This is a genomic window from Sphaerochaeta sp. UBA5849, assembly GCA_002432715.1.
Taxonomy (GTDB): domain Bacteria; phylum Spirochaetota; class Spirochaetia; order Sphaerochaetales; family Sphaerochaetaceae; genus Sphaerochaeta.
On the sequence record DJGJ01000022.1, the window covers coordinates 14036 to 27022 of the forward strand.

Here is a 12987-nt window from a genome sequence, read left to right on the forward strand (position 1 = left end):
GTGAAACGTCTTCTTGTATTCCTGGTAATTGGATTGCTTCTCATCGGTTCTCTCTCTGCACGCAGTGTAGGATACGCTCTGGGCTATTATGGACAGAGTGTGGAAGCCGATTCCGAGCTGACCTCCAGCGGTGCCGAGTTTTCGCTGGTCTACAAGCCTTTCAACCTGGCATTTGCAAATCCGTCGGTTATCGGCAGGACTGCATTGGGAACCCTTGAAGATGGGGCGTATAGGGTTCCATACCTCCAAATTGGCTTGGGTCTGGACCTCTTCCGGACGACCCGCCATCCATTTAATTTTCTGGCCCACAATATCATTGCCTATTCGCCGATGATAGGAGTCTCCTACGCATTCGACCCGAGAAGGGATACTGCATTGCTGGCTCTGGAAGTCAGTCCGTTCAAGTTGATCCAGAAGGACTTCTGGTACGAGGTGCTCAGCCCCTTCTTCCTCTATGACATCGTAAAGGGTGAGATGGATAGCTGGGGTTTCAATATCATCCGATTCACATATTTCTTGAAGTAGGTTCGTATGCAAAAGAGAGTATTGCTGTTGATCATAGTGCTTGTGCTGGCTTTTCCTGCGTTTGCAGGCTTTTTTGATGTAGGGATCACCCTCGGCACCAATGCCCATCTGGGTGAGAAGGACCTTGATCCGAGCCGGTTGAAACTGGCTTGGGGAGCCTCGATTGGATTGACCGATGTCTGGGAGCTGGACATACAAGCCAACACCCAGTTGGTTCCCACCTTCCTCGATACCACTTCCGTTTCATTTCTCATCCAGAGGGCGTTGTTGGGCCAGCGTTCCACCGGTGGACAAACTGCCGGGATGGGCATCAATTCGTTGGTTGGCCTTGGAGTGATGCTATCGCCGTATACCCTCGATGGGAGAACAACGCTGTCCCACCTTCTGGTTTCATTGACTCCGCTTACCGTTGGAAGCCCGGTAATCGGCAAGCGCGAGAGGGCTCTCACCGTCACGCTTGCCTACAACCTGCATACAAAGCAAGTAGGGGTTCTTTTCGACCTCTTGAAGTTCGATTTCTACGTGGTGGGGTCCTATAAGGATTACCGTTAGCAACCCTGTTCAAGAGCCATTATCTTATCCACTCTTCGCTGATGGCGGCCGCCCTCAAAGCTCGCTTCAATGAAGGCATCGAGCATTTCCACCGGATCCTCGCCGTAGTTGATTCTCCCGCCGAACGCGATGAAGTTTGCATTGTTGTGCTTTTTGGCCATGGCTGCAGCATAGCTGTTCTGCGGCAGGGCGCATCGGATTCCTTCGACCTTGTTGGCGCTGATGGAGATGCCTATCCCGGTTCCGCACAAGAGTATGCCGAAGTCATAGCCTCCCTTTTTGTACTCTTCGCAGGCAGCTTTTGCCATATCCGGATAATCGACTGAGTCGTTGGTCTTGACACCCAGGTAATTGACCTCGTACCCGATTTTCTTCAGGTAATCATCAAAAATGGTTGCAAGTTCAACAGCCCCATGATCATTTGCTAGTACTACACTTGGCATGTTCGTCATCCTCCATACCTGATGGTACTCCATTCGGGAGCTTCTGGCTAGCGTGTTTTCCGTTGTAAGTCTTGCACAACTAGGGTAAGATGTGGCATCGAGAGGAGTGTGACGTGGCTGAGATTTATGTGATCGGGCACCGGAATCCCGATATGGACAGCATCTGCGCTGCCTACAGTTATGCCTATCTGAAAAATAAGGTCGATCCTGGCAACACCTATATCCCTGTTCGTTGCGGAAGTCTCAATGATGCCACCAAGGCACAGTTTGAAAGACTCGGTGTCGCTCCTCCTCCCTTCATCAAGGATGTTCGCACGAAGGTGAGCAGCGTCACCAGGAAAGCCGACTCGGTGGTGCAGGTCGACGACCCGGTCTATACCCTTGTCTCCTTTTATGGGACTTCCAGCCGCTCTTCCGTCGTTCCCGTAATGGAGGGTGAGAAGTATCGCGGCCTGCTCAGCGTCGACGAGGTAAGCAGTTTCATCCTCAAGGAGAACAGCGGCAAGCGGCCGCTGTACCACTTCGTGGTTGATAATTTCCCCAAGGTGCTGAAGGGTTCTTTTTTAAGGAAAGGAGAGAGCAAGAGCTTCTCGGCACCCATCATGGTCGGAGCGATGCGCTATGTGGTGTTCTGCAGGCATATGGAGGCCCTTCAAGGCCAAGCTCCGATTTTGGTGGTTGGTGATAGGGAAGACCATATTAAAAAAGCTATCGAACTGCAAATTCCGGCTATTGTTCTTACTGGTATCGAACATGAAGTCACCAGCAATGTCGATTGGGACTCCTACCGTGGTACGGTATTCGTAAGTGCATTGGATACTGCCGAAACCTTGCGGCTTCTGCGCTTGAGCGTCCCGGTGGTCCAGCTAATGGTCCAAGATCCCCCAAGCCTTCAGGCCGACACCCTGTTCGAAGAAGCCAGGGACATCCTGGCCGAGAGTGAATTCCGCGGCCTTCCTGTTTTTGATGGAAAGACCTACACAGGGTTTGTCACACGCCGTTGTTTTTTGCGCAAGCCGAAAACCAAGCTGATCATGGTGGACCACAATGAGACCGAGCAGGGCGTGGAGGGACTGGAGGAGGCGGAGGTGGTGGAAATCATCGATCATCACCGCCTCGGCGCGGCAAAGACACGCAACCCTATTTTCATCTATTGTGAACCACTCGGTTCGACTTGTACCATCATATACAAGCTCTTCAACCGAAACGGCGTCCCCATCACGACCGAGGTGGCAAAAGTCCTGCTCAGCGGCATTATCAGCGATACCATCATGCTCAAGAGCCCGACCACCACGTTCGAGGATTACACTGCAGTCCAGGACTTGCTGGCCCTCGCACAAGTTGCCGACATGGTGAGCTTCGGACAAACCATGTTTGCAAGCGGTGCTTCCCTTGCCAAGGAGAATCCCCGCAAGATGTTGGAGTCCGATTTCAAGAAATACAGGGAACTGGGCGTAACCTTCGGAATCGGTCAGTGCGAGGTCACCACCCTCAGTGATGTGGATGACTACAAGGCTTCCTATCTTGCCGAGCTGGACAAGCTGAAGGTTGAGCACAACCTCGATTGGGCGATGTTCCTGATAACCGACGTCGTTCGGGAGAACAGCGTCCTCTTGATGACGAGCATGCCGATTGCTGAGCGCAAACTTGCCTACAAGAAGGAGAGCGAAGGAAAATTCCTGCTTTCCGGGGTGCTGTCACGAAAGAAGCAGCTCCTGCCGGAGATCCTTCGGGTGCTGGAGGAGTAGGGTTACTTGATCTCCGCAATGGTGTTGATCGAGGGAATGGTCTTGAGGTTCTTGATGATTTTCTTGAAGTCTTCCTCACGCTCGACTTCCATGGTGAAGGTGCCCATCAATTTGCCTTCCTCGTCATCGAACAGGCGTCCTTCAATGAGGTGGCCCTTGAACTTGCGCAGCGTACCTTCGATTTCTCCGAACAAGTCGTAGGTGCGCTTGCTGGTTACGCTGAAGCGTTTGGTGAGCTTGGGAAACTCCGTCTCCCACTCCACCTCGATCGAACGGTCGACGATTTCGCTCATGTTCTTGAGGTTCGGACAATCGCGCTTGTGTACAATGATGCCCCGTCCCCTGCTGATGTATCCCACAATGTCATCGCCTCGGACAGGCGAGCAGCACTGTGCGATGTGAATCATCATATTCTTCTCATCACCGACACGGAACTTCATCCGTTTCGCATCGACGACCTGGCGTACAATGGTTTCGTCATCCATGACCGTGACGGGCGGCTGCGGCTCGAGCTTTCCAGGCGGTTCCACTACCTTGCGCTTGGCGATGATGTCCTTGTCGATGAGGATGTTTTCATCATACTTGTTCAGCCACGCCTTGATTTTTTTGCGCGCGCTGTTTGTTTGGGCGTAGCGCAGCCACTGCAGGTGGGGTCTCGCGTTTGGACTGGTCAAAATTTCAATGACTTGGGTGTTCTTAAGGGGAGCGTTGAGCGGGATGATCGACCCATCGGCTTTCGCCCCGGTGGTGTGATTGCCGACTTCGGTATGAATCTGATAGGCGAAGTCCAACGCCGTTGCGTTGGCCGGAAGCTCGACAATGTGGCCTTGCGGGGTGAACACATAGATGGTGTCTTTCAGCAGTTCTCCCTTGATGTCATCCATATACGATTCACTGGTCTCGATTTCATTCGACCAGGTCTTCAGCTTGCTGATGATCTTGGAGAACTGCTCGTTGTCCATCTTGGACCACGAACCGCTGTCGCTGCCTGTCTCGGCCTTATAGGACCAGTGGGCGGCGACACCGTACTCGGCGGTGAAATGCATCTCCTTGGTCCTGATCTGGATTTCCAGCAGCTTGCCGTCCAACGCCATGACGGTTGTATGGAGGCTTTGGTAGTTGTTCGCCTTGGGCATGGCGATGTAGTCCTTGAATCGCCCTTCAATCGGGGGCCACAGGCGGTGCACAACCCCGAGGATCGTGTAGCATTCGGTGACAGTGTTGCAGAGGATTCGAACGCCGAGGATATCGAATATCTCATCGATTTCCTTCTTGCGCTTCTTCATCTTCATGTAGATCGAGTAGGTGTGCTTTGCACGGCTTGTGACGATGATGTCACTGAGGTTTGCATCACCGCAGGCTCGGTATATGGATTTCTCAATCCTGCTCAGGTATGCTTTCTGTTCGCTCTTTTTGGAGAGCAGGTACTCTTGTATGTAGTTGAAAGTATCGGGCTTGAGAATCTTCAAGCTGAGGTCCTCAAGCTCGTCCTTGAGCCAGGAGATGCCGAGCCGGTCGGCAAGCGGGGCGAAAATATCCAGCGTGTCGCCGGCGATCTCCCGAGCTCTCTCCGGGTTGAGATGCTGCAACGTACGCATGTTGTGAAGCTTGTCGGCAAGCTTGATGATGATGACCCTGATGTCCTTGCTCATGGCGAAGAACATCTTGCGGATGGTCTCAGCCTCGGCCAAGCTCTTATTCATCGTCTTGAGGTTGGCTATCTTGGTCTCACCCTCGACCATATCGGCTACACTCTGGCCGAAAAGCTCTTTCAGTTCCTCATAGGTGGTGGCGGTATCCTCAAGGGTGTCGTGGAGAAGTCCTGCACAGATGGTATCGGCATCCATCTTCAACTGAATCAGGATCTCCCCTACAGCCAAGGGGTGGATGATGTAGGGCTCCCCGCTGGCTCTTTTCTGGTTCTCATGTTTGCCCGCCGCAAACGTGGCGGCAGCCAGGAATTTCTCTTGGTCGGTCTTGGAATACTTGAAGGCTTTTTGGATGAATCGTTCGATCAGCTGTTCGTACATGCAAGGACCCCCCATACGACTCGATCGCGCCCTGACAAGTCGCGCTCAATTCTTACATCGCTGAATCGACGTGAAGCAAGGAGTGCCGCGACATCCTCCGCCTGCCGATAATCACACTCCAAGAACAAGGCTCCACCGGCCGCAAGGTGGTTCACACTCTCGTCGACCAGCGTCCTGATGAGAGCAAGCCCGTCCTCATGAAAGCCTTCAAGAGCAAGCCTTGGCTCCCACCGTACCTCTTGGGAAACTTCGTCGCACCACGAGGTTGTGAGATAGGGTGGGTTGCTGACGATGATATCATAGTTTGCATCGGTAGGGGAGAGCAGATTCCCTTGCAAGATTGTCACTGGCTTGGTGAGCAGGCGCTTTGCATTCTCCCTTGCGACGGACAAGGCCCCTTCGCTGATGTCGCAGAGCGTTATCTCGGCGTCCAGTTCAAGTGCCAAGGTTATGCCGATGCATCCACTGCCGGTGCATACATCGATGATTGAAGGTGCGCGATACCTTTTCCTGGAGTACCCGATGACTGCCTCTATGAGGGTTTCTGTGTCGGGGCGGGGTATGAGCACCCGCTCATCGACGAAAAAGTCACGCCCGAAGAACTCCTTGCTTTCGAGGATGTAGGCCATCGGCTTGTGCTGGAGACGCTCGTCACGAATCGAGGCAAGTTCTTCCAATTGGGAATCGGAAAGCTTTCGATCGTAGAGAAGAATCTGTTTGGCTTGGTCCAAACCCGTTGCCTTCTGGAGCAGAAGTCGTGCATCAAGGTCGCACGTGGAACCCAGCCCCGCCGTCTTGAGCAAAGCGGCGGTTTCAACTTTCCACGCTTGGATGGTCTGCACTGTATCAACCTTCCTTCAAGGCAGCCTCACCGGCGGCGATTTTCAGCGCTTCGATCACCTCGTCAAGCTGACCTGCCATGATGAGCTCAAGCTTGTACAGTGTAAGGTTGATACGATGATCGGTAAGTCTGTTCTGGGGGAAATTGTACGTCCTGATGCGTTCGCTGCGGTCACCGCTGCCGACTTGATTCTTTCTAGCTTCGGCCCGTTCCCGGTTTTTCTTCTCTTCCTCCAGGTCATAGAGGCGTGAGCGAAGCACCCGCAAGGCCTTGGCCCTGTTCTTGATCTGGCTCTTCTCATCCTGGCAGATAACCACCAATCCGGTGGGGAGGTGGGTCATCCTTACTGCACTGTCGGTTGTGTTGACACACTGCCCGCCGGGGCCTCCTGCACGCATGACGTCGATCTTCAAATCCTCTTGGCGGATTTCAATATCGGTCTCTTCCGCTTCGGGAAGGACTGCAACGGTGACGGCGCTGGTATGAATTCTTCCCCCGTTTTCAGTCTCGGGGACTCGTTGGACACGGTGCACCCCGCTTTCCCACCTCAGCGAACCATAGACATCCTTTCCACTGATGGAAACGACCAGCTCCTTGTATCCCCCGATACCGGTTTCATTGGAGGAGAGAATCTCCATTTTCCAACCCTTCGCATCGGCATAATGAGAATACATTCTGTACAGGTCCGCAGCAAACAGGGCGGCCTCTTCGCCACCGGTTCCGGCACGGATTTCCATGATGATGTCCTTGCCTTCCAAGGGATCGGGGGGTATGAGCAGAACCTTGGTTTTCTGTTCGCACACGACCAGTTCCTTTTCAAGCTCATGAAGTTCTTCGCGGGTCATCTCCAGCATTTCCTGATCAGTCTCATCCTTCATGAGCTGATGTGCTTCATTGATCTGGGTATTCAATGAGCGCATCAACCTCAACTGGTCGATGATGGGAGCAAGATGCGATCGCTCCTGGTTGAGGCTTTTATAAAGTTTCATGTCCTGCATGGTTTCAGGACGGCTTAGTTTATCGTCTATTTCTGCGAGTTGTTTCTCATACTCGGGCAGTTTCTTCAGCATTCGTCTCTCCTACAAGTAAAGTATACAAAACCGCTGGCTCTTTGCATAGCGTTGCTAGATATCCAGTTGGGAGAGTGCAAGACGATTCTTTTTGATCTGGTCGGCATCGAGCCGGTTCATCCTAAGAAAGAGCAATCCTCCCAGCAGGAAAAACACGGCGGGAATGAGTCCCATATGCAGTCGTATTCCCCACCGTGCCGACTCGGTTATGAGCTGGTCGTCAAAGCCGGTGAGCTTGTGCACCACAAAGAATACGATGGCCTGGCTTGCATAGCTGAAACGCATGAAAAATGCCCTGATACCCAAGACGACCCCATCATCACGGCGCTTTTGCTCAACTACCAGGCTATCGATGACATCGGCCATGGCCGGGCTCATGAAGGTCCAGAACCCGCCAAAACCAAGACCCCAGAGTGTCATGCCAACGATGAAGGAACCAGCATTGGGAAGAAAGGTGAGCGGCAGGGCAAAGAGGGCGAGGGCAAAACTGGAGAGAATGAGCATGCGCTGATTGTTCTTGATCTTCTTGGCGATACGGGTCCACAAAAGGATGGAGAGCAGGGTGCCGACAAGCATGCCGGCGAAAATCGGGGTGGCCTGCGTGCTTTTGCCTCCCAGTACATACTTGACCACATAGTTGACGCTGGCGGTCATCAGCATGCACCCGCTTTGGTAGCAGAACAAGAGGATTACGAAAGCAAGCAGATTGCGGTTTTTCAGTGCCTTGCGCATTTGGCTGAAAAAGGGAGGAGCCTCTTTGGTGTGTTGCTCGGAAAACCGGTTGATCATCTGCTTGGTCTCAGAGACACCATAGCTCAAACCCAAGGTGCACGCTATGCTGATTGCTGCAATGACGATGGCGCAAACTTGATAACTTGCCCTTACTCCATAGGAGAAAAAGAGCGGTGGGATGATGAACCCGGCGGCAATGCCCAGTACGCCGATGCCCGTTCCGATGGCGGCTGTGGTGGTCCTCTCCTTGTCGGTGCGGAACTTGTCAGGATACAAGCTCTGATAGTTGACTTCCCACAGGGAATACAGGCCGTCGTACAGGCAGATGGTGATGACCATCCACAGAAAGACGGGCAAAGGCTGTTTTTTTGCATCCCAGGATGCGGGCACTGAAAAAATCATGATGAAAGCGAGGCTGCAAAGCACCAAGCCGCCCATGATCCAGACAAACCGCCTGCCGAATTTTTTGGACAACGGTGCCGTCTTGTTCGTCATATAACCGATGATCGGGTCGTTGACGGCATTCCAAACCGAATAAATCACTGTAGCCAGGGCGGCATACGCACCTGACAAGCCCACTTCGGTCTCATAGAACATGAATACAATCGATCCAAACGCCCCGGTGAGAAACTCGGCGATGAACTTGCCCATCCCGTAGGAGACCATGATGCCTTTCTTGACCATATGTGATGCCCTTCCTCTTCTTTTCCTTATACCGTAGAGAGAGGGGTGTGTCAAAGCAAAAGAGGGTTATCGCTTGTCGACTGTGAATCGCACCACCATGTGTACGGTTGCCGGCTGGTTGCTCTCATTGGTTATAGAGTGTTCGATATCGCAGTGATAGACCAAAAAATCACCTTTCTTGATCTCGGCGACATTCTCCCCGACCTGTACTTTCACAGCTCCCTTTACTACGGTCAAGAATTCCTGGGTGCCGGGGTAGTGGGGTTCACTTGCGAGCTTGCTGTGAGGTTCGAAGGTGAGCAGGTACATCTCCAGCTCCTCGACCATGTTCAAGGGACTGAGGATGCGGATGGAGACTCCATTGTCACGGGTCTCCATTTTGGGGGCATCGTCGCCGGCGGGATTGAGACTGAACACCCTCTTGGGCTGGTCGTCGGTATCGAGCAAGTCGTTGAGCTCAACATTCAGGCCGCGGGCTATCTTCCAAACGGTAGCTACGGTAGGATTGACCTTGTCGGATTCTATCTGGCTGAGCATGGCCTTGGAGACACCTGAACGCTCAGAGAGCACATTGAGGGTAAGTTTGCGGCTGCTGCGTATCCGTTGGATGTTTTTGCCGATCATCGGAGGGTTTTCCATCTCACTGCTCCTGCTGGGTAAAAAGTTTGACATAGTGAATTAGGTTTATTATAATGAACATGTTCATTGTAAGCCGGGTTGTCTGCCTTGTCAAGAAAAGCGCTCGTCGGAGGTCGCTATGAAGAACATCCTGATCATCGGTTCATTGGGCCAATTGGGCTCTGAAATAGCTTTGGAGTGTCGCAAACGATACGGCGATGACCATGTCGTACTGACCGATATCCGCAATGATGTCAACAAACCTTTGGTGGAAGGCGGGCCTTTCTATCTTGTTGACGCCCGCGATGGACAGAGTGTGGATGCGATTGTCAAGAAACATGATATCGACACCATCTACCATTTGGCTGCAGTACTTTCTGCAAGGGCGGAGAAAGATCCCCTGAATGCCTGGAATCTGAACATAGGAGGCTTGATCGCCACCCTCGAGGTTGCCAAAGCCAACGGTTGTGCGGTTTTCACCCCCTCCTCGATCGGGGCTTTCGGCCCGACCACCCCCAAGCAGTTTACACCCCAGGATACAATCCAGCGGCCGACATCGATCTATGGAGTCACCAAGGTCGCCGGCGAGCTTCTTTGTGACTACTACTACCACAAATTCGATGTCGACACCCGTGGCATCCGCTTTCCCGGGGTCATCAGCAATCTTACACCCCCGGGAGGAGGAACCACCGACTATGCAGTAGAAATCTACTACGAGGCGGTCAAGAACCACCACTATACGTGTTTTCTTCGCGGAGACACCTACCTCGATATGATTTACATGCCCGACGCGGTACAAGCAGCCATCCAGATCATGGAAGCCAATCCCGCCAGGCTGCGCCATCGCAATGCATTCAACATCGCTGCCATGAGCTTCTGTCCCGAAGAACAGGCTGCCTACATCCGTACGCATATTCCTGATTTTACCATCAGCTATGATATCGATCCGGTCAAGCAGGCCATCGCCGACTCTTGGCCTGACAGTCTGGAAGACTATGCCGCCCGGGTTGAGTGGGATTGGAAACCCCGATACGACCTGGCAACCATGACAGCGGACATGCTGGCTACCATCCAAAGGAGGGGGGTATGAACGAATCAGTGCGACAGGAACTACAGCAGTTCTTTGCAGAGCAGGAACGTCAGGGACTGCTCAAGAAGGAACGGGTGCTAGCAAGCCCCCAAGGCCGCAGCATCGAGGTTCAGGGAAGAAAGGTTTTGAATTTTTGTGCAAACAATTACCTCGGCCTTTCTGATAACAAGGAAGTCATCCAAGCTGCCAAGGACGCCATGGACAAGTGGGGCTATGGACTCTCCTCGGTGAGGTTCATCTGCGGCACCCAAGCATTACACAAGGATTTGGAAAGGCGCATCAGCTCTTTTCTGGGAACCGACGATACGATTTTGTTCTCCTCCTGTTTCGATGCAAACGGCGCCCTGTTCGAACCGCTGTTGGGCGCAGAGGATGCAGTCATCAGCGACGAGCTGAACCATGCATCGATCATTGACGGCATCAGGTTGTGCAAGGCCCAGCGCTTTGTGTACAAGCACAGCGATATGCAAAGCCTGAAAGAGTGCCTCGAGCAGAGCCGGCAATGCAGGCGCCGCCTCATTGCAACCGACGGGGTGTTCTCCATGGACGGGGATGTCGCCAAACTCGCAGACATTTGTGCACTGGCAAAGGAGTTTGATGCCCTGGTGATGGTCGATGACTCACATGCAACGGGATACTTGGGTCCTACAGGACGTGGAAGTGTGGAACTGTGCTCAGTGGAAGGCCAGGTGGACCTGATCACCACCACCTTCGGGAAAGCCTGCGGAGGAGCGAGCGGTGGTTGCATCTCAGGCAACCAGCTGCTGATCGACCTCTATCGCCAGCGAGCCCGGCCGTACCTGTTCTCCAACACGCTCGCTCCTGCCATTTGCGGCGGGACGCTCAAGGTTTTGGATATCCTGGAGCAGGGGAACTCCTATAAGGACCTGACCATGCGCAATGCCAGGCACTTCCGCACCCTCATGGAAGCAGCGGGTTTTGACCTGGTCAAAGGAGAGACCGCCATTGTACCGGTCATGGTATATGATGAGAACAAGGCGGTTGCTATGGCCGACGCCCTGCTTGGGCGGGGTATCTACGTCATTGGATTCTGTTATCCGGTCGTTCCCCAGGGAAGGGCGAGGATCAGGGTGCAGCTGTCGGCCGTCCATACCCAAGAGGATATTGAGACAGCCGTCGACGCCTTCGTGTCGGTAGCCAAACAGATGAAGCTGCTCTAGCCGAAGATCCGTTGCTCCAGTTCTTCCCCATACCTCTTCAAATCGGCAAGTACGCGTTTCTCCTCGGCTGAGATTTCCGTACTTGCCAATTTTTCTTCAATCTTTCGCTTGAAGAAATTCCAGTTCATCTTTATGCTACCCGGCGGGTTGAGGGTGCGATTTGCACAAAAACTTCTCCACTTGCGTTTCTGCTCATCATTGAGGACTTCACTCCAGTTGCGTCCTACATGCCTGAACAGCATGGGTGCCACCCGGCTGTCTTCAAAATCAAGGTGCAACGAAAGCTTCTCCTTGGGCTCTGCCTGACGGATGATGTTGAACCGTTTCTGGTCGGCATCACCGAAGAACCGGTCGTAGAGCTGGAAGTCCACATCGTCGACGCCCTCATACGTTTCGACGACATTTCGGGCTGTCATGAGCAGTTTTGGTTGATTGATGATCTGCTGGTGCCTATAGAGGGCCAGATTCTTGTCGATTCCCAGTTTGATGGCCAGTTGGTCGGTCAGGACGTTCAACGGGGAGACAAACGGACACTTGTTGATCGAGAGGGTGAACACACCTTCGGTTTTCAACAGCGTCTCTTCGGTTGCCTGCAGCAAAGGAGCAGTATCCTTGCTCAAATCGAAACAGATGATGGCGTTTGCGTTGCTCTTCATGTGGGTGATGGGAGTGATGAGACGTGAACAACCCTCATTCTTGCTGAAGAACGCCGCGGTGTAGAGCACCGGATCGCCGAACGGAGTCTGCACAATCTTTTTTACCTGTGTTTTTTTTCGCAAGGCGAAATAATAGTTGTACAACTTGGGCTGCTTCTCCTTGATCAGGGCGGCAATGGCGATGGTGGCCCGCACATCGACCAGGGCGTCATGGGCCCCGACCTGCTCGATATTATTGGCTTCGGTCAAGGCAACCAGGCGGAAGGTTGGATTGCCGGTCTCCTCCTTGCGGGGAGGCCAGGTGATTCCTTCGGGCCTGAGGTCGTATGCCGCACGCACCAAATCGATGATATCCCAGCGGCTGCAATTGTTGTCCCACTCACGCTTGTAGGGGTCGAGAAAATTACGGTAGAGGGCATTGCGGATGAACTCATCGTCAAATCGGATGGTGTTGAAACCTGCTGTGACGGTGTTGGGTTTGGAAAACTCGGCATTGATGCGCTCGATCAGATCACTTTCGCAGAGGCCTTTCTTGTTCACCTCCTGCGGCGTGATCGAGGTTATGGTACAGGAGAGCGGGTCGGGCAGGTAGTCGTCGCTGAGTTTGCAGTACAGGACTATGGGCTCCCCGATAGGATTGAGGTCGAGATCGGTACGCTGGCCTGCGAACTGTGCAATTCGGTCGTACCTGCTGTCCAGGCCGAAGGTTTCCAAGTCATACCAGAAGATGGTTGTTTGGTTCGAATGGTAACTCATGCACTGATTGTACCACATTCACCTCGCTCTGTCTTTTTTCTCTGTTCTGGTTGTTCTCTTT

General features: G+C 53.1%; 12 protein-coding genes. 5 read left to right on the plus strand and 7 right to left on the minus strand.

The features are described from left to right. Together B3K89_RS03490 and B3K89_RS03495 are read left to right on the plus strand one after the other, a co-directional pair. Complete coding sequence (locus B3K89_RS03490) at window positions 1-525, plus strand: hypothetical protein (RefSeq protein ID WP_293908592.1); 525 nt, start codon at window positions 1-3, stop codon at window positions 523-525. A 6-nt stretch (window positions 526-531) separates the two neighbouring features. Beyond that, window positions 532-1077 (plus strand): hypothetical protein, encoded by a 546-nt coding sequence (locus B3K89_RS03495; protein WP_293894636.1) that lies wholly within the window; start codon window positions 532-534, stop codon window positions 1075-1077. Here the strand turns inward: B3K89_RS03495 and B3K89_RS03500 are convergent. Continuing rightward, a complete protein-coding gene (locus B3K89_RS03500; protein ID WP_293894633.1) occupies window positions 1074-1520 on the minus strand; it encodes an RpiB/LacA/LacB family sugar-phosphate isomerase in 447 nt (148 codons plus the stop codon). The genes B3K89_RS03495 and B3K89_RS03500 overlap by 4 nt on opposite strands. A 113-nt stretch (window positions 1521-1633) precedes the next feature. Between B3K89_RS03500 and B3K89_RS03505 the strand changes: the two genes are divergently transcribed. Further along, complete coding sequence (locus B3K89_RS03505) at window positions 1634-3268, plus strand: putative manganese-dependent inorganic diphosphatase (protein ID WP_293894630.1); 1635 nt, start codon at window positions 1634-1636, stop codon at window positions 3266-3268. A gap of 2 nt (window positions 3269-3270) precedes the next feature. Here B3K89_RS03505 and B3K89_RS03510 read toward each other — a convergent pair whose 3' ends face one another. From B3K89_RS03510 to B3K89_RS03530, 5 genes are all read right to left on the minus strand, one after another. Next, complete coding sequence (locus tag B3K89_RS03510; RefSeq protein WP_293894628.1) at window positions 3271-5298, minus strand: RelA/SpoT family protein; 2028 nt, start codon at window positions 5296-5298, stop codon at window positions 3271-3273. Then, on the minus strand, window positions 5283-6140 hold the full coding sequence (prmC, locus tag B3K89_RS03515) for a peptide chain release factor N(5)-glutamine methyltransferase (protein WP_293894625.1): 858 nt from the start codon (window positions 6138-6140) through the stop codon (window positions 5283-5285). The genes B3K89_RS03510 and prmC overlap by 16 nt, the downstream gene beginning before the upstream one ends. Before the next feature lie 4 nt (window positions 6141-6144). Further along, window positions 6145-7209 carry a peptide chain release factor 1 gene (prfA, locus tag B3K89_RS03520; RefSeq protein ID WP_293894623.1) on the minus strand — a complete coding sequence of 355 codons (1065 nt, stop codon included), beginning with the start codon at window positions 7207-7209 and terminating at the stop codon, window positions 6145-6147. A 54-nt stretch (window positions 7210-7263) separates the two neighbouring features. Next, a complete protein-coding gene (locus B3K89_RS03525) occupies window positions 7264-8625 on the minus strand; it encodes an MFS transporter (protein WP_293894619.1) in 1362 nt (453 codons plus the stop codon). Between the two features lie 66 nt (window positions 8626-8691). Then, complete coding sequence (locus B3K89_RS03530; protein WP_298502863.1) at window positions 8692-9264, minus strand: helix-turn-helix domain-containing protein; 573 nt, start codon at window positions 9262-9264, stop codon at window positions 8692-8694. A gap of 118 nt (window positions 9265-9382) precedes the next feature. On the opposite strand from B3K89_RS03530, the gene B3K89_RS03535 reads away from it, so the two are divergent. Beyond that, the gene (locus B3K89_RS03535; protein ID WP_293894614.1) at window positions 9383-10333 is read left to right on the plus strand and encodes an NAD-dependent epimerase/dehydratase family protein; all 951 of its coding nucleotides are present in this window, start codon (window positions 9383-9385) and stop codon (window positions 10331-10333) included. Next, a complete protein-coding gene (locus tag B3K89_RS03540; RefSeq protein ID WP_293894611.1) occupies window positions 10330-11514 on the plus strand; it encodes a glycine C-acetyltransferase in 1185 nt (394 codons plus the stop codon). The genes B3K89_RS03535 and B3K89_RS03540 overlap by 4 nt, the downstream gene beginning before the upstream one ends. Here B3K89_RS03540 and sbcB read toward each other — a convergent pair. Beyond that, on the minus strand, window positions 11511-12926 hold the full coding sequence (gene sbcB / locus B3K89_RS03545) for an exodeoxyribonuclease I (RefSeq protein ID WP_293894608.1): 1416 nt from the start codon (window positions 12924-12926) through the stop codon (window positions 11511-11513). The two genes, B3K89_RS03540 and sbcB, sit on opposite strands and share 4 nt — an antisense overlap. Window positions 12927-12987: the final 61 nt, after the last annotated feature.

Excerpts from the sequence above, each read along its gene's own strand:
- B3K89_RS03495 (WP_293894636.1), top strand. The coding sequence starts at position 532 with ATGCAAAAGAGAGTATTGCTGTTGATCATAGTGCTTGTGCTGGCTTTT.
- B3K89_RS03500 (WP_293894633.1), bottom strand. The coding sequence starts at position 1,520 with ATGCCAAGTGTAGTACTAGCAAATGATCATGGGGCTGTTGAACTTGCA.
- B3K89_RS03510 (WP_293894628.1), bottom strand. The coding sequence starts at position 5,298 with ATGTACGAACAGCTGATCGAACGATTCATCCAAAAAGCCTTCAAGTAT.
- prfA (WP_293894623.1), bottom strand. The coding sequence starts at position 7,209 with ATGCTGAAGAAACTGCCCGAGTATGAGAAACAACTCGCAGAAATAGAC.
- B3K89_RS03525 (WP_293894619.1), bottom strand. The coding sequence starts at position 8,625 with ATGGTCAAGAAAGGCATCATGGTCTCCTACGGGATGGGCAAGTTCATC.
- B3K89_RS03530 (WP_298502863.1), bottom strand. The coding sequence starts at position 9,264 with ATGGAAAACCCTCCGATGATCGGCAAAAACATCCAACGGATACGCAGC.
- B3K89_RS03535 (WP_293894614.1), top strand. The coding sequence starts at position 9,383 with ATGAAGAACATCCTGATCATCGGTTCATTGGGCCAATTGGGCTCTGAA.
- B3K89_RS03540 (WP_293894611.1), top strand. The coding sequence starts at position 10,330 with ATGAACGAATCAGTGCGACAGGAACTACAGCAGTTCTTTGCAGAGCAG.
- sbcB (WP_293894608.1), bottom strand. The coding sequence starts at position 12,926 with ATGAGTTACCATTCGAACCAAACAACCATCTTCTGGTATGACTTGGAA.